The sequence below is a fragment of the Mucilaginibacter xinganensis genome (genome assembly GCF_002257585.1).
GTDB lineage: Bacteria > Bacteroidota > Bacteroidia > Sphingobacteriales > Sphingobacteriaceae > Mucilaginibacter > Mucilaginibacter xinganensis.
The window spans coordinates 3,582,536-3,601,233 of the sequence record NZ_CP022743.1 but is presented as its reverse complement, the minus strand read 5'-3'; the positions used below and the strand labels follow the sequence as shown (position 1 = coordinate 3,601,233).

The 18,698-nt window shown below is 42.6% G+C and carries 18 protein-coding genes; 8 read left to right on the top strand and 10 right to left on the bottom strand.

The annotated features are described in order from the left end of the window. The first annotated feature begins 160 nt into the window (after positions 1-160). The gene (locus MuYL_RS15755) at positions 161-652 is read left to right on the top strand and encodes a c-type cytochrome (RefSeq protein WP_094571477.1); all 492 of its coding nucleotides are present in this window, start codon (positions 161-163) and stop codon (positions 650-652) included. Between the two features lie 54 nt (positions 653-706). After that, positions 707-1,225 carry a GNAT family N-acetyltransferase gene (locus MuYL_RS15750; protein WP_094571476.1) on the top strand — a complete coding sequence of 173 codons (519 nt, stop codon included), beginning with the start codon at positions 707-709 and terminating at the stop codon, positions 1,223-1,225. On the opposite strand, the gene MuYL_RS23270 is transcribed toward MuYL_RS15750, so the two are convergent. Next, on the bottom strand, positions 1,218-1,409 hold the full coding sequence (locus MuYL_RS23270) for a hypothetical protein (protein ID WP_157740887.1): 192 nt from the start codon (positions 1,407-1,409) through the stop codon (positions 1,218-1,220). The two genes, MuYL_RS15750 and MuYL_RS23270, sit on opposite strands and share 8 nt — an antisense overlap. A 197-nt stretch (positions 1,410-1,606) precedes the next feature. Here MuYL_RS23270 and accC point away from each other — a divergent pair, with 197 nt between their 5' ends. Continuing rightward, positions 1,607-3,082, top strand: coding sequence for an acetyl-CoA carboxylase biotin carboxylase subunit (gene accC, locus MuYL_RS15745; protein ID WP_094571475.1), 1,476 nt, complete (start codon positions 1,607-1,609; stop codon positions 3,080-3,082). Between the two features lie 31 nt (positions 3,083-3,113). On the opposite strand, the gene MuYL_RS15740 is transcribed toward accC, so the two are convergent. Further along, positions 3,114-3,572 (bottom strand): NUDIX domain-containing protein, encoded by a 459-nt coding sequence (locus MuYL_RS15740; protein ID WP_094571474.1) that lies wholly within the window; start codon positions 3,570-3,572, stop codon positions 3,114-3,116. Between the two features lie 79 nt (positions 3,573-3,651). Between MuYL_RS15740 and MuYL_RS15735 the strand changes: the two genes are divergently transcribed. Continuing rightward, positions 3,652-4,149, top strand: a complete 498-nt coding sequence (locus MuYL_RS15735) for an SRPBCC family protein (RefSeq protein WP_094571473.1) — start codon at positions 3,652-3,654, stop codon at positions 4,147-4,149. A gap of 44 nt (positions 4,150-4,193) precedes the next feature. Here the strand turns inward: MuYL_RS15735 and MuYL_RS15730 are convergent, their stop codons facing one another. Beyond that, positions 4,194-5,489, bottom strand: coding sequence for a phenylacetate--CoA ligase family protein (locus tag MuYL_RS15730; RefSeq protein WP_094571472.1), 1,296 nt, complete (start codon positions 5,487-5,489; stop codon positions 4,194-4,196). 274 nt (positions 5,490-5,763) lie between these two features. On the opposite strand from MuYL_RS15730, the gene MuYL_RS15725 reads away from it, so the two are divergent. Together MuYL_RS15725 and MuYL_RS23265 are read left to right on the top strand one after the other, a co-directional pair. Beyond that, complete coding sequence (locus MuYL_RS15725; protein ID WP_094571471.1) at positions 5,764-6,675, top strand: alpha/beta hydrolase; 912 nt, start codon at positions 5,764-5,766, stop codon at positions 6,673-6,675. 90 nt (positions 6,676-6,765) lie between these two features. Continuing rightward, the gene (locus MuYL_RS23265; protein ID WP_157740885.1) at positions 6,766-7,008 is read left to right on the top strand and encodes a hypothetical protein; all 243 of its coding nucleotides are present in this window, start codon (positions 6,766-6,768) and stop codon (positions 7,006-7,008) included. Between the two features lie 57 nt (positions 7,009-7,065). Here MuYL_RS23265 and MuYL_RS15720 read toward each other — a convergent pair whose 3' ends face one another. The 5 genes from MuYL_RS15720 to MuYL_RS15700 form a co-directional block, all read right to left on the bottom strand. Then, positions 7,066-7,584 carry a hypothetical protein gene (locus MuYL_RS15720; RefSeq protein ID WP_094571470.1) on the bottom strand — a complete coding sequence of 173 codons (519 nt, stop codon included), beginning with the start codon at positions 7,582-7,584 and terminating at the stop codon, positions 7,066-7,068. Positions 7,585-7,645: 61 nt separating this feature from the next. Continuing rightward, positions 7,646-8,494 carry an SdiA-regulated domain-containing protein gene (locus MuYL_RS15715; protein WP_094572978.1) on the bottom strand — a complete coding sequence of 283 codons (849 nt, stop codon included), beginning with the start codon at positions 8,492-8,494 and terminating at the stop codon, positions 7,646-7,648. Positions 8,495-8,601: 107 nt separating this feature from the next. Next, entirely contained in the window at positions 8,602-9,708 is a 1,107-nt protein-coding gene (locus tag MuYL_RS15710) for a Hint domain-containing protein (RefSeq protein WP_157740883.1), read from the bottom strand. Positions 9,709-9,735: 27 nt separating this feature from the next. Further along, positions 9,736-10,908, bottom strand: coding sequence for a pyridoxal phosphate-dependent aminotransferase (locus MuYL_RS15705; RefSeq protein ID WP_094571468.1), 1,173 nt, complete (start codon positions 10,906-10,908; stop codon positions 9,736-9,738). Positions 10,909-10,943: 35 nt separating this feature from the next. Continuing rightward, positions 10,944-12,536 (bottom strand): flavin monoamine oxidase family protein, encoded by a 1,593-nt coding sequence (locus MuYL_RS15700; protein ID WP_211710162.1) that lies wholly within the window; start codon positions 12,534-12,536, stop codon positions 10,944-10,946. A 261-nt stretch (positions 12,537-12,797) separates the two neighbouring features. Here MuYL_RS15700 and MuYL_RS15695 point away from each other — a divergent pair, with 261 nt between their 5' ends. Further along, entirely contained in the window at positions 12,798-14,633 is a 1,836-nt protein-coding gene (locus MuYL_RS15695; RefSeq protein WP_094571467.1) for a M61 family metallopeptidase, read from the top strand. 450 nt (positions 14,634-15,083) lie between these two features. After that, entirely contained in the window at positions 15,084-17,690 is a 2,607-nt protein-coding gene (locus MuYL_RS15690) for a BamA/TamA family outer membrane protein (protein ID WP_245845586.1), read from the top strand. Between the two features lie 9 nt (positions 17,691-17,699). Here the strand turns inward: MuYL_RS15690 and MuYL_RS15685 are convergent, their stop codons facing one another. Together MuYL_RS15685 and MuYL_RS15680 are read right to left on the bottom strand one after the other, a co-directional pair. Further along, positions 17,700-17,993: a hypothetical protein gene (locus MuYL_RS15685; protein WP_157740881.1), complete on the bottom strand. Its 294-nt coding sequence runs from the start codon at positions 17,991-17,993 to the stop codon at positions 17,700-17,702. Between the two features lie 193 nt (positions 17,994-18,186). After that, positions 18,187-18,555, bottom strand: a complete 369-nt coding sequence (locus MuYL_RS15680; protein WP_094571465.1) for a helix-turn-helix domain-containing protein — start codon at positions 18,553-18,555, stop codon at positions 18,187-18,189. Positions 18,556-18,698 lie beyond the last annotated feature (143 nt).

The following is an 18,698-nucleotide window of genomic DNA, read 5'->3' as shown; positions in this document are numbered from 1 at the left end:
ACTAATTCGTAATAAACCAAATTTATTTTTATTTATTTAAAAATCAATTGGTATCAGCTGGTGTTGTAATGAAAAAGTTACGCTGTAATAGTTTATATCTTTATTCTTTGTTGGAACATTCAAAGTAATGTTATATTTTAGATGACTTAATCATGACAATATGTTGATCAACAAAAAGATTTGGGTAACATTAGGTTTAGCGTCAGTAGTTTCAATTGTAGCGCTCACTTCCATGGCCCCCGACAAGGAATTTAAAAACCTTAAAGTGCTGCCTAAGCACATTACAGACCGGCAACTTGACCAGGTAATGGATGAGTGGTCTCATTCATTGGGCGTGCATTGCAATTTTTGCCACGTACGCAACGAGGCCGAAAAGAAGATGGATTTTGCAAGTGATGCCAAACCCGAAAAGGAAATGGCCCGCAAAATGTATAAAATGATGAACAAGATCAACCAAAAATATTTTGAGGCAAAAAAGGATTCACTGGGTATGGTGATGAAAAGCGGTGTTAACTGTAACACTTGTCACCACGGCGAGTCACACCCTGAAGTAAAAGTTCCTGAACGCAGAAGAGGCCCGGGTGGCCCTCCTCCGGGTGGTGCACCTAGCCCCGGTGGCATCGGTGTTCCGCAAGGTGATCACAAACAATAAAATAACAAACACCCTTTAGCCTTAAGTTAAAGGGTGTTTTGCTTTATACCAATTATGAACAACGTAATAATTAGAGATGCACGCGAGGATGACCTGCCGGCGATGCTTGAGATTTATAATGACGTAATAGTAAACACAACTGCAGTGTATAGTGAGCAACCGCATACCCTGCAAATGCGGAAAGACTGGTACTATGACCGGGTTAACAACAACTTCCCTGTATTTGTGGCTGCTATTGATGGCAAGGTAGCCGGTTATTGCAGTTTTGGGCATTTCAGGGTTTGGCCATGTTACCGCTATACCGCTGAGTTGTCCGTGTATGTGGAAGCCTCGTTCAGAGGAAAAGGGATCAGCAAAATTATGCTGCAGTCATTAATTGACGCCGCGCTCCAAATGAATATACACGCATTGCTGGCTGGCATTAGCGCCGATAATGAAATAAGTATAAACCTCCACCGTTCATTCGGTTTTACGGAAGTAGCTCACTTTAAAGAAGTAGGGTATAAGTTTAACCGCTGGCTTGATCTTAAATTCCTGGAGTTGCTATTAACAAATGTACCGGTAACTACTTGACGGTTCTTTTGATATATTTATTATATAAATACTCTGCGTAACCCACGCTAACGTAATCAGGGAATTTCCAGTTAGGATACCTTGTTCTTTTTAAATGTTTCAGGTAGCTAAAAAACAATACTCCGATTATTAAAATAACGCCAAGTACCATAAGCACTTTCACAAAAGGAATTAGAATATTCATATAAAGGGGTTTTCCAAGTATTTTTCGATTTTTACGGAAATATCAGCCCTAAGGTTACGTGATATTTGCTGTTTGTAGTAATATTTAATTTAGCTATTTATAATAATATTTTACAATTAGTTATGGAAGAGTTGTGGAACGGCTTATTTCTTCAACGTTCATAAAATTCATTCAATTCTTCTAACTTTGAATTGTCTATGCAAAAAATCCTTGTAGCTAACCGTGGCGAAATAGCCTTAAGAATTATGCGCTCGGCGCGCGAAATGGGTATTAAAACAGTAGCTGTTTATGCAGATGCTGACCGTAATGCGCTCCATGTACGCTATGCTGATGAAGCTGTACATATAGGAGAATCACCATCAAGTAAGTCATACCTTGTAGGAAGCAAAATTATTGACGCCTGCCGCAAAACAGGGGCCGAAGCTATTCATCCCGGGTATGGTTTTTTGAGCGAAAATGCCTCATTTGCCCGCCAGGTTAGGGAGGCGGGGTTGATTTTGATCGGCCCATCGCCCGAGGCAATGGAAATAATGGGCAACAAGCTGTCGGCAAAAGCTGCGGCGCTAAAATATAATATCCCCATGGTACCGGGAACAGAGCAAGCTATTACAGATATTAATGAAGCTAAACTACGCGCTGTCGAAGTGGGGTTTCCTATATTAATAAAGGCTGCTGCCGGCGGCGGCGGAAAAGGGATGCGGGTTGTTGAAAACGTAACAGAGTTTGAAGAACAAATGCACCTGGCCGTATCAGAAGCTGTTTCAGCGTTTGGCGACGGCGCTGTATTTATTGAGCGCTATGTATCGTCGCCGCGGCATATAGAGATCCAGGTGCTGGGCGATAGTCATGGAAATATCCTGCATTTGTTTGAACGCGATTGCTCTGTGCAGCGCCGCCACCAAAAAGTAATTGAGGAAGCTCCTTCGTCGGGACTAACGCCGGCAATTAGAGAGCAGATGGGCAAATGTGCGGTTGATGTAGCAAGATCTGTTAATTACACGGGCGCGGGTACGGTGGAATTTATAATGGACGAGCAATTAAACTTCTACTTTTTAGAAATGAATACCCGCCTGCAGGTGGAACACCCAGTTACTGAGCTGATTAGCGGGGTTGACCTGGTAAAAGAACAGATAAAAATAGCAAGGGGCGAAGCCATTAGTTTTAAACAGGAGGACCTTAAAATCAACGGGCACGCTATAGAGCTGCGTGTTTATGCGGAAGACCCTGACAATAACTTTTTACCGGATATTGGTACCCTGCAAACTTATGTTACCCCAAAGGGGCCAGGGGTTAGGGTAGATGATGGCTTTGAACAGGGAATGGAAATCCCAATATATTACGATCCCATGATTGCCAAGTTGGTAAGTTATGGTAAGGACCGGGAGGAAGCCATTGAACGAATGATTCGCGCTATTGATGAATACCATATCACCGGGATAACAACAACATTGGGTTTCGGAAAGTTTGTAATGCAGCATGAAGCGTTTGTGTCAGGTAACTTTGACACCCATTTTGTAAAAAAGTATTTTACCCCCGGTAGTCTGCAAAACGATGCTGATGATGAAGCAAAGATAGCTGCCATGGTATTTGAAAGACTTTTAGGTGAGAAGAAACTAAAAATTGCTGCCGTAGCAGATGGCGAAATTTCAAATTGGGTTAAGAACAGGCGGTAGGTTTCAGCATGCATTTTTAAAAAGTTTGTAGTTAGATCAGGCTGTTTAGCTCATCAATAAACGCTGCCTGGGCACCGTTTATCTTCAGTTTTGCTTCTTCCAGATCAAACCAACCGGCCCGGTCAACCTCCGGAAACGATTGTTTTTTACCTGATTTTGGCGGCCATTCTATCTCAAAAAAATTGCTGGTTATTATATTGTGATCTATATTGCCTTCCATGGCCCAGGCAAACACGCGCTTGCCGCTTTTTAGTTTTACCGGTGTTAGCGGAATAAATTTGCCTTCGCCTACTGGCTGTCCGGTTTCTTCTTCAAATTCGCGTTTGGCGGCAGTCAATGCCGCTTCATCATCCAAAAATTCCCCTTTGGGGATCGACCAAACACCCATGTCTTTGTTTTTAAAGAATGGTCCGCCGGGATGAACCAGGAAAAGCTCCACCGCGTTACTTGTTTTTCTATAAAGCAGGATACCTGCACTTTGATTTGGCATGGGTAAGATTTGTTGTGAAGTTAATAAACACAAAAACTATTATACCTAAATTTGGATTAATATTAGTTATATTACCAATATGATAGATAATAAGTTTACCAGCTTTAAAATAGTTGGTGATTTTAATACCGATGTAAGAAGTCTTTATGAAGCCTGGGCCACCACAGCGGGAATTGAAAAATGGTTTTTACGGAAGGCTAATTTTTATACTGTTCCACGCCGCACCAGGGAGCCGGAGGAGTTTATTATGACGGAGGATACTTACGAATGGTATTGGCACGGCTATGACGACACTGCTGTTGAAAAGGGGAGTGTGCTTGAAGCCAACGGCACGGATTCATTAAAGTTTACCTTTTCGGGCGGCAGTATCGTTTCTATTTATATTTACAGCCGCAACGGGGTATCCATAGTTGAACTTACCCAAACAAACATCCCGGAAGAAGCTGATCTTTCAAAAAACCTGTATGTGCAATGCCAGATAGGGTGGACGTTTTACCTTGCCAACCTTAAATCGGTGATTGAAGGAGGTATTGACCTGAGGAACAAACGGCTTGAATTGGGTAGCAGCTTTAAATAAAATAGCTGGCCGCCGAAATAGTTTACAGGTATCTATAGTTATAATTAAGCTCTTTTGTCTATAAATTTAATAGCTTTCCGGCTGGCTTCGCTGAATTGCATTTTCAGGATCTCTTCGGTCGTAATATACTTAATGTGCGGACTAACACGCAGTCGGGCCTGTAAATATGCCCGAATGCGGTGATCACACTCTTCGGTCAGTTCGGTGGGGACTACATAAAGTGATACCTGGTCCATCCCGATGTCGTTTGTAGAAACCTCTATTACAAAATCAAGGATCTCTTCACGCTCGTTCAGCAGGTCGAACAGTGCCGGCGGATAAAGTGTTGTGCCCTTAAATTTTATCATTTGTTTTTTACGCCCCATTATAGGCGAAAGACGCAAGCTGGTGCGGCCGCAGGCGCATGGCTCGTCAAAATACATGCACATGTCCCCGGTTTTATAACGCAGCAGGGGCATTCCCTCAACGCCTAAAGTAGTAATGGTTACTTCTCCGGGGGTTCCTGGTTCCACTTGTTGGTCATTTCCGTCTAAAAGCTCCACAATAACAAGTTCAGGTTGATAATGGCCGCCTTTACCTTCGCCGCATTCTGTAAACGCAGTTTGCATTTCGGTGGATGCGTAAGTAGAATATAACTGGATATCCCAGTTTTCCGTTATTTTTTTTCCAAGGATGTTTAATGAGAAATCAGTATTCCGGATGTTCTCGCCAATGCAGATGGCTTTTTTAACCGATGTGCTGCTGATATCAATCCCTGTATCTTTTGCGTACTGAATGAGCTTCAGAATAAATGAAGGAACAGCAACAATAGCAGTTGGTTTTAACCGCTGAATGGTCTCCCACTGCAATGAGGGGACTCCGGGGCCCAGACGGATAATTCCGGCACCTATTCTGCGGATGCCGAGATAATAGGCAATCCCGGCCATAAATTGTCTGTCGAGGGTAAGCATCAGTTGGTAAGTGTCTTCAGCAGAACCGTCGGCACACAAAAAGGAATTGTATTCATTGTAAGCCAAACGGTCAAGGTCGTTTTCAGTAAGCGCTATGGTTACTGGCCGTCCCAGGGTACCGGAGGTAGAGGTATATTCGATCACTTTATTTCGCGGAACACACAAAAAATCATCATTCCGTTGCTGAAGGTCATCCTTAGCGGTGGTTGGAATTAATGACAGGTCATCCAACGTTTTTATGTCGTCAATATTAATACTATGCTTTAAAAAGAGCTCCCTATAAAATGGGGAATGGCGGTTAACATATGCCAGCAGTTCCTGCAGCTTTTGTTCCTGCATTAATGTTATTTCCGGTGCCTGTTGCTGGTTTCGTTCCTCAAAAATTGCCATTATGTATCTGATGCTAACGCTATAGCTCTTAATTTAAATAGGATGATAATATAATACTTCTGAACCTTTATAAACTAATAATGTTTGTTATGGTTTAATATCCGGGCCAATCAGCCACCAAATTTAGCAAAATGTGTGATTTTTTGCCATACGATGATAACTCTGCGGATTAACCGGGCCTGGAAAAGTCAGGTTGACTTAAATGATGGTAAGCCGTAATTGCAATACGGGTTAAAACATCTGTTTAGTACAATTGTAACGTATATAAAATAGTATGGTTAAACGTTCATTGTTAATTGCAGGAATATTAGGAGTTTCAATGTTTGTGAAAGCTCAAAATATAAAATATAAGGACTTTGTTTTTACAGAGGTAACACAAACAAATAACCTTAGTTATGCTCCGGCTGATACACCAAGGGAAAATAAAGCACATTTATTTGATCTGTATCAGCCTAAAGATGATAAATCAACGGGTAGGCCGCTGATCATCTGGATGCACGGAGGCGGCTTTAAATTCGGGTCAAAAGAGGCTAAAGGGATCAGGTTATGGAGTAAAACTTTTGCGCAGCGCGGATATGTATGTGCGGCCATTAGTTACACGCTGAGTAAAAAATTTCCGATCTTTAATTTTGATGAACTAAAACGGAGTTGTTACTATGCGGTATTGGATGCCAAGCAGGCAGTAGCTTATTTTAAGGAACATGCCAAAGAATATAACATAGACCCTGACAGGATCATCCTGGCGGGTAATTCGGCAGGTGGGATGATGGCGCTCAACGCTGCTTACAGCACGAATGCGGAACTGGCAAAATTTGCAGGTGTAACCGGTAATACCGCAACTAATAAAGAGCCGTTAAAGGTTGCGGGTGTAATAAACCTGTGGGGAGGTATTTTTAACCTTGATTGGCTAAAAAATGTACGGGTGCCAATTGTTAATATTTACGGCAGTAATGACGGCACCGTTTCACCAACACACAAAGATGCCCCTTTATATGGCGGCGCGGATGTTCATGATAAAGCGGTAGCGTTGGGGATACCTAATGACCGCAAGATTTTCGAAGGATATTCACATGAATTGCAAAAGCATTTTAATCCTGTTTTTTCAGGCGGTAAGGAAACACAGCAGCGCTGGCTGGAAGCCGGGCAGTTTGCAGCTGATTTTATGTATAAAACGCTATTTAAATAACGGCAAAATATCAAAGGTCGATAGCTGTTTTCGAAACATAATATTAACTTTAATGTTAACAGATAAACAATTAACAAAAACCGCTAAACAATGAAGTATTTAAAAATCATCTTAGTAGTAGCGTTTTTAACTTTTAGCTTGGATTTTGCGCAGGCAGAACCACTTACATTAAAGGTTGAATCAACGTTTTTACAGATCAGGAGGCCGCCACCGCCGCCGCCTCGTCCTCCACTGCCTTTTAGCAGGCGACACCGCAGGCGTCATCACCGGGCACGGATTCATATCCGCTTGCCTAAGCCGCCACCACCACCGCCGGCACCACCACATCCATAATATACCAAAGCCCTTTAATAATTTTGAAGGGCTTTATTTATACCAGTATTTATTGGTTTAAACCACGTTAACCGTTTGCCGACCGCTTTGCTTGCGCCGCTTCCACAACTTTATTAGCTGGTACAGAACGCCCGTGGTGAACAACGCCACCAAAATTAACAACCCCATTTGGATAACAGGAGCATTGGGGCCGTCAGCGATAGGCCCGCTTATTGGCAGCCGGGTAAATGTTTCCACTATGGCCGGGATAAATGAAAGGAACAAAGTAAACGACATCAGGAATACCTGGAGAAAAGCTGCTGTTTTACCAAGAAATTTAAACGAGGGTGCATATATGGCTATAGGTAATACTATTAAAATAACCACAGCAAGATTGTGTCCTGCAGTGGGGTGCCCGGTACGCATAATAGGCAAGCCTGTAAGGCAGGTAATTACCGTTAAAACGATATAAAGCTTTCCCCGATTGTTTAAAGGGTTAATCTGCCCGTCGCTAAAGAGGGCATAAAAGGCAGCAAAAATTGCAATGATACTGATTACTGTGTGAATAATTCCCAGGATTGATAAGTGATTCGGCATGATCTTGTAGTTTAAGCGTTAACAGATGCTTAAATATAACAAAATTGACACTTTATAAAAATCACTTTGTTAATTCAAATTTTAGCACATTGCCAGGTTGAACTTTATCTCCTTCGTTGGAGATATAAAGGTTGTTTGAATTATCGAACGTCATTCCCTCGGGCTGATGAAACGTGCGTGGGTTTAACGTATAAACAGCTTTAACAACCCAGTTAGGGTCGGCTACAACCAATAGTTTATTTACCGATGAAAGAATATACCACTCGCCGGTTTGCCGGTTTTTGCTCAGGGCTGAAGGGTGAAAGGTTATTTTCTTTGTTCCGGTAAGTTCTTCAATCTTCTTAACGTCTATGATGAATTTGCCGTCGCTTTGTAAAGCCCCATCTGCTGATAATTTAAAACTGAATATGGTGTTGGTCTTGCTGCTTTTCTCCATTGCACAACGTTTGCATAGCGCATAAATCAACTGGCTTGCATCATCCGCGAATAGCCCCTCATATTCGCCCTTTGGTAGTAAGCTATCCAATTCTTTAACGGCAGGCTTTGCATTTTTTACATCCAAAGGGAAAGTAAAGAGCACGCCATCGCTGCGCAGCATTACAACCTGGTTGCTGATAATAGCTAAATCTTCATAGTCACCGCTCTTTCCAAATTTTATGGCCGGCACATCTTTGCTGCCGGGTTTAAAGTAAAATAACTTGCCGTCCTCGTCCTGTTCTACAAATAAGGTGTCGGGGTTTCCTTTATTAAATGCTATTCCTGATATCTCTGTCAGATCGTCTGGCATATCGTATTTCACAGGGTTGCTGAAGTCGTAACCTTTAGGACTCCTGGCCTCTTGCTGCCCTACACAGCTAACGAAAAACAAGCAGGTAACTGATAGTATAAGAGAGATTATCGGCTTTGGCATATTGGATATATTAAAGTAGCTGGTTATAAATACCATTAACCCGGCAATTTGTTTAAATAGAAAAGGCCCTTTATAAAAGAGCCTTTTATCATAGAATTAAAATGATTTTATTTCTGCATTACCATAACGCCGTTAAGTACCAGGGTGCTACCGCCGGCTGCCTCAATGTTATAAACATTTTGCACGCCGCCTGCATGTTCCGTTTTTCTTAAAACGGTGTAGGTTTCATATTTACCGTTCTGCTCGTTAAGGCATAATACCCGCTGGCCAATAGTTACTTCACCAATTTTAAAACTGCCTTGTTTAGTTAGCATTGGGTGATTGGGTGTAGCTTTAAGCACTTTGGTATTCAGGTTAATATTGATGGCCGTTGCGGTGTTTTTTTCTTTTGCCGAGATCAGAACCAGTTCGGTGATAGCATAGTTCTTAGCCGCATGTACGGTTAGTTCTTTTACTTTAATAACGGACGATTTGTTTGTTGCCGGGTCAACGGTAATTACTTCATCGCCGCTTTTTACATCCTTGATCATTTTTTTTGCGCCGTTGCTCATGGTCACCTCTTCATCGCCGGGGAAGCAAATGTCGTTACCATAAGTTGCGGCTTCTTCTTTAAGATCTTTTCCGTTATTTAAAACCTTGTATTGCTGAAAGCTCATCTCTTTTGACAGGACGTAGGATAGTTTAAGGATATAGTTCTTTTCAATCTTGTTGATGTCGTCAATATCCTGGAAATATTTAGCCCATACTTTTGCGTCAGCTGTAAAGTCGGGCACCAGGGCCTGGTACTTTTTACCGGTTTCGCTGGTGTAAAACACCATCAGGCCAATTTCCTGCATGCCCTCTTTCGCAATTAGCTTATAAAGGTCTATGCGTTTTTTAAGGCCATCGCCGCCGGTTATAAAATAAGGTTTGCGGTTTTCATACCTGTCAAGGATGTAAGCATTATCAAACTTAACATAGGTGTCCTTGTCGAGGTCGGCAACAGTGTAAGTTAAAGCTTTGTTGTACTCGTCCAGTGTAAGCGGGCGTGGATTCACAGTAGCTTGCTGCGCTTTAGTGGTTAAAGTAATTATAAATAAAGAAATTGTAAGTAATAAATTACGCATGGTATTGAGTTGTGTTTTTTTGTCATCTGAAATGTAGCAAATGATCTTGCCGGATAATGCCAGCAGCCGTAAACGGGAGCCACGACTGCTGGTATTAAGATTTATCACTGTGTACAAAATGACAAAGTTTTATTTTTATGATAATTGTTTAAATGCATCAGCAAATGCCTCCATTTCATCCATGCGGCCAATGCTTACCCGACACCAGTCTGCTCCGTTCAGTTTCCAGTTTCTGATCCCGACTCCGCGTTTCATCATTTCGCCAACAAATTTCGCCCCATCCATTTTTAACGGGAACATTACAAAGTTTGCCGATGACGGAATGTATTCATAGCCCTCTTTCTTCAAAGTAGCGTACAAAAATTCTCTTGATGCGATGGTCTTTTTAAGAGCATCCTGTAAAAAGTCGGTTTCGCGGTAACCTGCAATTGCAGCGGCAATGGTGGTAGCCGAAAGATTGAATGCGCCGCCGGTGTAAATAGAAAGTGCATGAATAGTATCGGGCTGAGCTACAATATAGCCGCAGCGTAAACCGGCAAAACCATAAAGCTTGGAGAAAGTGCGGGCTACAATAATGTTCTGACCTGCTTTTACGCCGCCAATTAATGTAGTGGCCTGTGGATCGGGCAGGTAATCAATATAGGCCTCGTCAACAAATACCATTGTTTTTTTTGATACACGCTCACAAAAGGCTTTAAGTTTATCGGTATCAACTACGGTACCGGTTGGGTTGTTAGGGTTACAAATATAAACCAGGCCGGTATTGTCATCAACCTTAGCTTCCATAGCGTCAAGGTCTAGTTTATAATCTTTTGTTAACGGTACTTTTACCCATTTTCCGCCATTACGCAGGGCGCTGGTTGGCAGATCATCATAAGACGGATCGCCGGTGATAATGCTTTTTCCGCCTTTGCTGTAATGGATAGCAGCCGCAAGCAGCAGAGCAGAAGATCCCGAATTGAGCATGATATTACTTTGGTTGATGCCTTCATACGCCGCAATTTTTCCCGAAAGGGTTGATAGCTGCATAAATGCGTACTGATAGCTGGTATCCAAAGTTTCCTGGATAGCTTTTTTTGCCGCCGGCGATGGGCCGAAAGGATTTTCGTTGGCAAGCAGCCGGGCCTTTAACGCCGGTGCTGCATCTAAAATTACAGTTTCGTCGGTAACAGGCTTTCCGGCGAAGCCCATTTTTCGCATTACGGGCATTGCCGCTAATTTATTAATCGTTCCGGATGCTAAGGCCAGTCCCCCGGCCAGTAAAGCGCTGGACTTGATCCAGTTTCGGCGGTTAAGTGAGTTTGCCATGTCAGTTTTTTTAAATTATGAGTAAGTAAGTCAGTTTATCCTTTAGTTGTTGTTGCCGGGTATTGTACCCGCTGCTCCGTTACACGCCCATGAATTGCCGTTACCACGCTCCGTGCCGATTCAAAAGCACCTGCCATCCATGCATTTAGGTAAGTTAAATGCTCGCCGGCGAAATACACCTGTTTATCGGGCTTTAATAATACCGGGTATTGTGTTTTGCGGGTTTCGCTGCTGTAAACTGCCCATCCGCCCAAATTGTATTTTGTTTTGTGCCAGCTTACCGAAAAGGAGCTTTCAAATTCGGCATCATATTGCGGGTGAATCAGCCTTCCCTTTTGCAGGGCAAGCTTTTCGCGGTCGGCGTAGCTTAGCTCACCTGTGCGTTGTGCTTTTTCATTAAAATTATAATAGCCCAGCAGGATGCCTTTTTTGCCCATATAATCATATGAAGGGTAAAATACCTGCGTCAGATCATTGTTGGTGTGGGTGATGCCGCCGTATATATGCTCATCTTCCTCCCAAAAGCGCCTTTTAAATTGCAGGCCTATTTTCCCTGTTTGGATGTAACTTATATAATCAATGGCCCGGCTAACATCCCCCGAAAAATTATTACTTATATTACTTAAAACAGGCAAGGGGATGGTGCAGATACAAATGTCGCCCTCGATCATGTGTTCGCCCTGCGCATCTTTATAGGTAACCTTTACGCCATTGTCAATATTGGTGATATTTGTTACTTCGGCACCCAGTTTTAAATTGGGGTCAATTTTTTTCTGTAGAGCCTTCGCAATCTGGTCCATGCCACCAATAGCCTGGAACATAGTCATTTGAAGTTCGTAGGTGTATTCGGCAACGTTATAAAAATCAGGATCCATTAATCCCGACTGGATCAGTTCTGCCAGTTTATGCGGATCAGCTATTTTTCCCGGTTTATCACCGGCACCCGGATTTTCAATGTAACCCCTGCGTGCCGATGCTTTGTACAGCCTGTCAGGATCAAGGCCGCCTTCAGCCATCAGGTATTCAATTACTTTTTCTGAATCTTCTTTGCTTAGCCCGGTATCAAGGCTGCCATGGTCAATGCTTTTTGCGAGCAGTTCTGTCATATATCCCCTGATATCGTTATGCACCTCGCGAACACGGATCTTTTTATTGGATAGCGGTCCTTTTCCTTCCGCAAAATAATAAGAACCTTCGTTAACGTTGTTGTAAACCTGAAGCGGGATGCCCAGTTCCCTGCAGTAATGCATGGTAAGCTGGTGGTTATGGGGGATTCGTGAGGGGCCCGCATTAAAATACTGGCCTTCATCAAAACGGGCGGTGACGGTGGGTTTATCAGTTTCTGTGTTGACGCTGCCATTTTTAACGCTCCAACATCGGCCGCCGGCACGCTCACGCGCCTCCAGTACGGTACAATTATATCCTAATTTATTAAGTTCGTAAGCGCAGGTCATTCCGGCCAGGCCACCACCCAAAATAATAATCTTTTTTCCTTTTCCGCTGCCGGTCAAGTTAAAAGCATGGGCAGGTGCGGCCTGCAACATGCCTAGAGCAAGCATAGCCGGATAAGCGCCGCCTGCAAGCATAGCGCCTTTGCTTAGAAAATTTCTCCTGGTTATCGTCTCCAATGTTAAATAAGTGATAGTATTCGGTTGTTATAATAGGCTTAAATTTATGTTATTTTTAACAAAAACCCAATTTTGTTGATAAAATATTGAAGATATAAAATATTAATTACCCTTTTTTGAAAATATGGTGATTAACAAAGGTAATTTTCAGTTAGTGTGAGATAGGATTTGGTAAGAAGTATCACATCTTGTTAGTAATTTTATCAACCCTGAAGCTAATATCCTTTAAATTCAACTTTTATCGTTTACACCAATCTTTGTATGATGAAACTTTACTTTCTAGCCCCTAGGCAAAAAGTGTTAGCATTTGCGTTAGCCGCATTACTTAATCTCTTGCTTGTTTTTCCTGCGTCTGCCCAGCAGGCCAACCAGCAATGGCACTACACTATGGATGTTGACCCGGCAGCGAAAATTGTGCATGTAGGCTTGGAACTTAGCGGCAAACTGCCGGATACCATTATATTAAAAATGCCCACCTGGACAACCGGCTACTACCAGTTTATGAATTTTGGAAAAAGCCTGTCTGCTTTTAGTGCCACGGATAGGGCGGGCAAAGTCCTTGACTTTAAGCAGCAAGACCAAAACACGTGGAAGGTAGCTGTGCCAAAAAACAAAACGGTTGTGCTTAAATACAATATTGAAGCGATCCGAAACTTTGTTGGTGGTAATTATCTGGATACTGCACACGGCTATTTTTCGCCTGCAGGATTATTCCTGTACGCAGATAAAAATATTTTGCAGCCGGTTACGGTTACGGTTAAACAATACCCCGGCTGGACGCATATTGCAACCGGTATGGACGTAGTGGGGAAGGATTCTTCAACTTTCAAAGCACCTGATTTTGATGTGTTGTATGATAGCCCGATCTTGATGGGTAAACTGGAAAAATTACCCGGTTTTAAGGTTAACGGCATTCAGCATGATTTTATCGGCTACAAAATGGGCGAGTTTGACCGGCAGCCGTTTATGGACGACATGAAAAAGATTGTCGAAAGTGGTTCTGCTATCATAGGTGAGATCCCTTACAAGCACTACACGTTTTTAGGCGTAGGGCCGGGCGGCGGCGGCATTGAGCACCTCAACTCGGCATCGGTTGCTTTTTTTAACAAAGGATTAAAAACGCAGGCCGAAAAAATGCGCTTGTATAGTTTCCTGGCACATGAATATTTTCATACCTACAACGTAAAACGGATCCGTCCTATAGAGCTCGGCCCGTTTGATTACGAAAAAGGAAATAAAACTGAGATGTTATGGGTGTCTGAAGGGTTCACTGTGTATTATGAATATTTGATTATCCGCAGGGCGGGTCTTACCAATGCACAGGAAATGATAGGCCAATTAAGGGGTAACCTGTTGAACTATGAGAACAAACCAGGCCACCTGTTTCAGTCTGCTACACAAGCCAGTTTAGAAACCTGGAGCGATGGGCCAAATGGGCGTGTTGCCGACGAGTTTAATAAAACCATATCTTACTATGACAAAGGGCCAGTGCTGGGCCTGATGCTTGACCTTAAAATAAGGCACGAAACCCAAAACCGTAAAAGTCTTGACGATGTAATGCGTAAATTGTATTACACTTACTTTAAAAAGCTTAAACGCGGCTTTACCCCGCAGGAGTTCAGGCAGGCATGTGAAGAAGAGGCTGGCGTACCTTTAAGCGAGTTATTTGAATATGCAGCTACTGTTAAGGAGGTTAACTATCATCCATATTTTGCCTACGCCGGGCTTGATATTGATGATAACTGGAAAAAGCAGCCGGGGGCATGGAGCGGTATTACTGCAGGAATTAAAAATGATGCGATACAGGTTACCGACGTTCAATATCAATCACCGGCGTGGAACAGCGGGTTGCGGATAAATAACAAAATTGTTAGTATTGACGGACAGCCAGCCACCCTGGAAGCATTAAAGGCGATAGCTGCAAACAAGAAAGATGGCGATATAGTAACTATGGGAATCGTAAAAAATGGGCAGCCCGGCGAGGCGAAAATTACTTTAGGAACCCAAAATGCCCGTAGTTTTGAAATTAAGCCAATCGCTAATCCGGATGCTTTGCAATCGGCTATTTACAAAAGCATTTTTGAGGCTGGTAAATAGATTAGCTAGCGTTCAAATTAATTTAGGTTACACTGACAACAGTTTGACCTTTTTTGTTTTTAAGAGACTTAATATCGCTGTTGTATGGTTAAAAAACGATATATCGTGAGTGTTATACGGAGGATTGTATTTTAATTAATTGATATATAGTTATTTATGTAATGGGTAGCATTATTGTATTTCTTAATCGTCATTATAATAATCACCATTTAATATTATTTAGCTATGGAACAGTTTATCTATTTATTTACAAGAATCGCCCTGGTGGCCTGCCTGTTGGTTATTGGTTACCTTTTTGCGATCCCTGAAAAAGAGTCAGCCGAAGAGTGGGATATATGGTAGTTTAAAAGTACCCGGCAACGTATTTTAATTAATTCTGTTAAACAAACCGCGTTTTTGCTTATTTTGTTGTCAATTATTTAATCGTAAAACGGAGCTTACAAAAACCTTATGCTATTAACCGCTACCAGATCATCTGCCAAACGCATGGTAATTTTAAAATACTTGTTCATTGTTGTTCTTGGCGGAATAAGTTGCAAGGGGTTTTCCCAGCCTCAAACCAGTCCTGATAGCATCAGCGTAGCTATAGAGCCCGATTATAACAAGGTATCAAAATTGCACCGGTTTCTGCTGGGCGAGAATTACCGGAGATTATGGTCAGAAAAGGTTAAGCTTAAGATCTTTCACTTGGCGCAGGAGAAAGGCGGTTTAAAGATTCTGCAGCCGGGCGGCGGAATGCAGACCAAGTCACTCAGGCTGCAGGACTCAAGCGGACAGGAGTGGGTATTGCGCACCATTCAAAAATATCCGGAAAAAGTACTGCCCGCTAACCTGCGTCAAACAATAGCTAAAGATATCGTTCAGGATCAGATTTCAGCAGAACATCCTTTTGCCTCTTTAACAGTTCCGCCTTTGGCCCAGGCGCTCGGCATCCCGCACGCACACCCGCAAATAGTTTATGTACCTGATGACCCTGCATTGGGGAAATATCGTAAGGACTATGCCAACCAGGTTTTTTTATTTGAAGAGCGCGAACCATTGGACGTTGAAAAAACCGACAATGTTGCAAAAGTATTTGGAAAGTTAGCGGCAGACAATGATAATCGGGTGGACCAAAAAACCGTTTTAAGGGCCCGCCTGCTTGATTTTTTACTTGGCGACTGGGACCGGCACGAAGATCAGTGGAGGTTTGAACGGATTAAAGACAGTATAGGTGTTTTTTACGAGCCGGTTCCGCGAGACAGGGACCAGGTTTATAACAACTCATACGGTGTGCTGCCGTGGTTAACATCCAGGCACCTGTTTATGGCTAAGTTTCAGAGCTATGGCGATCATATCCGGTCGATAAACCGCTGGAACTTAAATGCGCGTAATTTTGACAGGTTTTTTTTGAATGGCCTAAACCAGCAGGATTGGGAAACACAAATTGCCTTTGTACAAACACAGTTAACCGACCGGGTGATAAAGGATGCGGTTAAGGCAATGCCGGCAAATATTTATGAGCTAAGCGGTGCCGAAATTACAGCTAAGCTAATTTCCCGTAGAGATATATTAAAGCAGCAGGCCTTAAAATATTACAGGTTCATTTCGGCAGTTGTCGAGATTCCCGCAACAGAAAGCAGGGAACATTTTGATATCACTAACCTGGCATACGGGCAGGTGGACGTAAAGATCAGGAAACTTAAAAGGGACGGAAGGTTAGAAAGAGTTACCTATCAGCGGGTTTTTGATCCATCGGTAACCAACGAGATCCGGCTTTATGGCATTGGCGGAAAAGATGTGTTTGCCTTGCACGGGGCAGTGTCTTCGCCAATAACCGTGCGAATGATAGGAGGGAAGGATGAGGATACTTTTACAGCAGATAGTAGTATTAATACAAAGGGAAACCGATATGTTTATGACCGCTCTGACAAAATTAATACGTTTCCAGCAGGCGCGCAGGTTCATCTGCGTACCTCAACCGACACCGGAGTTAATAACTATAATCCGCTTGGTTATAAATACAATTTTTTACAGCCGCTGATATTAGGCAGTTACAACAGTGACTATGGTGTGCAATTTCTTGCAGATTTTATTTATCAGAAGCAAGGCTTCAGAAAATCGCCTTATGCCTTCAGGCAAAGTTTAATGATCAATTACGGCTTTGGGGCAAACTCACTACTGCTGAATTACACGGGTGAGTTTAAACAGGTGATTGGTAAAACCGACCTTCTGATCAATTTATTGTCTAAAGGCCCCAATTACCAGAGCTACTTTTTTGGGCTGGGCAACCAAACACAATTTATAAACAAAGGCGAAAAGAAGAGAGCTTATTATCGTAATGTATATAGTTTTTTAAACGCTGATGTGAGGTTGAGGCATGCCTACGGTAACTGGACAGCCAGTGGAGGTGTTTTGGCGCAGTATTATAACGGCGATGAAGAAAGCAATCATAACAGGTTTTTAAACGATTACAACGCGGCGTATCCTAGCCAAAAGGTATTTGCCCCCCAGGCCAATGCAGGGCTGATTGCAGGGCTGGTTCTTGATACCCGAGATAAGGGTGTAGTGCCGCATAACGGAATCCTTTGGAACACTACAGTATCGGCGTTAAAAGGGCTCAACTCAGCGGCGCACAGTTATGGACAGGTGTCATCTGATTTTACCTTTTTTATAAACCCCGACAAGGACTCGATACTTGTGATAGGTAACCGGATTGGGGGCGGCACAACTATTGGTAATGCCTCCTACTACCAGCAACTGCAGCTTGGTGGAATTCAAAACCTAAGAGGGTTTTACGTCGGTAGGTTTACCGGAAAAAGTATGGCTTATGATAATTTCGAGGTTCGCCTTAAGTTGTTTGACTATGCATCTTACTTGCTGCCCGGCACACTCGGGCTGGTGGGTTTTAACGATATAGGAAGGGTGTGGTCACCAGGCGAAACCTCAGCCCAATGGCATGACGGGTATGGCGGAGGGTTTTATCTGATCCCGGCGCAACTGATTCTTGTACAGGCTGTTATTGGTTTTTCAAAGGATGGTGCATACCCTTATATTTCTGCCGGGTTTAGGTTTTAAAATATGCAATTACATCGACAATGGCCAGCTGCTATGGATCTGCACCTCAATCAGCCCGAGGTATAAACAATACCACGCAATCATTTGAAGGATGAGTAATTCGCGATGCTTCTTATAACCTTTGGTTTCGAACGCCAGTGTTTCATCACCAGCAGTAACAAAAAAGCGTTTTTCTCCTGAACTTGGTGTAAATCTCGATTTTAGAAGGTCAAATACCTTAATCTTTAATTTGCTTTGCGGGTCGTGGATCGTTCCGTCTTTTGCCGCTTCTGTTTTCGAAATTGATAATAGGTAGTTTTCCATGGCAGTAAATTTATCGGGAGCCATGCTGCAATTTTAACTCCAAAACCAGCCAAAAAATCATCTTTGGCTGGTTTTACGGGAGTTTATAGGGAAATTACGAGTATTTTGAGTGAAATAGACAGACATTCAATATTGAAAAACATCCCAATGTTTATACAATAGTGTCATTTTTATTGAACAATTATTTAAAAAACTAAACCATTGCAGGGATCTTATTGCGGAGTTCTTCATAAAGAAGAATAACTTTACGCTGCAGGTTTGCTATTTCAGCTTCGCGGTCAACAATTTTCTTTTGGGCAATAGTTAAATGTGAAACCTGTGGTTCAGTGCCTTCGGCATCCAAGGCTAACAGGTTAATTACGTTCACTTCGTAAATGTTGGCAATTTGCTCCAGCCTGGATAAGTTGATATCGGTAACACCGGTTTCGATCTTTGAAAACGCAGGAATTGAGATCCCAAGTCGGTTTGCTACCTCTTCCTGGCTCCAGCCACGCTGATGGCGTATAGCCCGGATGTTTTTTCCAACAGATTTGTTGGTCTTCTTTTTAGTGTTGTCTGTCATGTTAGTTTGTACAATAGTTTAATTTACAATTAGGATTGTAAATTATATAGACAAACTCTATGCCATATTAATTAATGGGCAAAATGCTTTTGCTGTAGGATTAATAATTGCATTATGCGGGAAATGTGGGGAATCTTCTCTAC

What these genes read in the sequence shown, in the direction of transcription:
- MuYL_RS15715 (WP_094572978.1), bottom strand. Translation starts at nt 8,494, where the DNA reads ATGCCAAAGCCGATAATCTCTCTTATACTATCAGTTACCTGCTTGTTT.
- MuYL_RS15735 (WP_094571473.1), top strand. Translation starts at nt 3,652, where the DNA reads ATGATAGATAATAAGTTTACCAGCTTTAAAATAGTTGGTGATTTTAAT.
- MuYL_RS15750 (WP_094571476.1), top strand. Translation starts at nt 707, where the DNA reads ATGAACAACGTAATAATTAGAGATGCACGCGAGGATGACCTGCCGGCG.
- MuYL_RS15705 (WP_094571468.1), bottom strand. Translation starts at nt 10,908, where the DNA reads ATGGCAAACTCACTTAACCGCCGAAACTGGATCAAGTCCAGCGCTTTA.
- MuYL_RS15690 (WP_245845586.1), top strand. Translation starts at nt 15,084, where the DNA reads ATGCTATTAACCGCTACCAGATCATCTGCCAAACGCATGGTAATTTTA.
- MuYL_RS15755 (WP_094571477.1), top strand. Translation starts at nt 161, where the DNA reads ATGTTGATCAACAAAAAGATTTGGGTAACATTAGGTTTAGCGTCAGTA.
- MuYL_RS15695 (WP_094571467.1), top strand. Translation starts at nt 12,798, where the DNA reads ATGATGAAACTTTACTTTCTAGCCCCTAGGCAAAAAGTGTTAGCATTT.
- MuYL_RS23270 (WP_157740887.1), bottom strand. Translation starts at nt 1,409, where the DNA reads ATGAATATTCTAATTCCTTTTGTGAAAGTGCTTATGGTACTTGGCGTT.
- MuYL_RS15740 (WP_094571474.1), bottom strand. Translation starts at nt 3,572, where the DNA reads ATGCCAAATCAAAGTGCAGGTATCCTGCTTTATAGAAAAACAAGTAAC.
- MuYL_RS15725 (WP_094571471.1), top strand. Translation starts at nt 5,764, where the DNA reads ATGGTTAAACGTTCATTGTTAATTGCAGGAATATTAGGAGTTTCAATG.
- MuYL_RS23265 (WP_157740885.1), top strand. Translation starts at nt 6,766, where the DNA reads ATGAAGTATTTAAAAATCATCTTAGTAGTAGCGTTTTTAACTTTTAGC.
- accC (WP_094571475.1), top strand. Translation starts at nt 1,607, where the DNA reads ATGCAAAAAATCCTTGTAGCTAACCGTGGCGAAATAGCCTTAAGAATT.
- MuYL_RS15685 (WP_157740881.1), bottom strand. Translation starts at nt 17,993, where the DNA reads ATGGAAAACTACCTATTATCAATTTCGAAAACAGAAGCGGCAAAAGAC.
- MuYL_RS15680 (WP_094571465.1), bottom strand. Translation starts at nt 18,555, where the DNA reads ATGACAGACAACACTAAAAAGAAGACCAACAAATCTGTTGGAAAAAAC.
- MuYL_RS15720 (WP_094571470.1), bottom strand. Translation starts at nt 7,584, where the DNA reads ATGCCGAATCACTTATCAATCCTGGGAATTATTCACACAGTAATCAGT.
- MuYL_RS15730 (WP_094571472.1), bottom strand. Translation starts at nt 5,489, where the DNA reads ATGGCAATTTTTGAGGAACGAAACCAGCAACAGGCACCGGAAATAACA.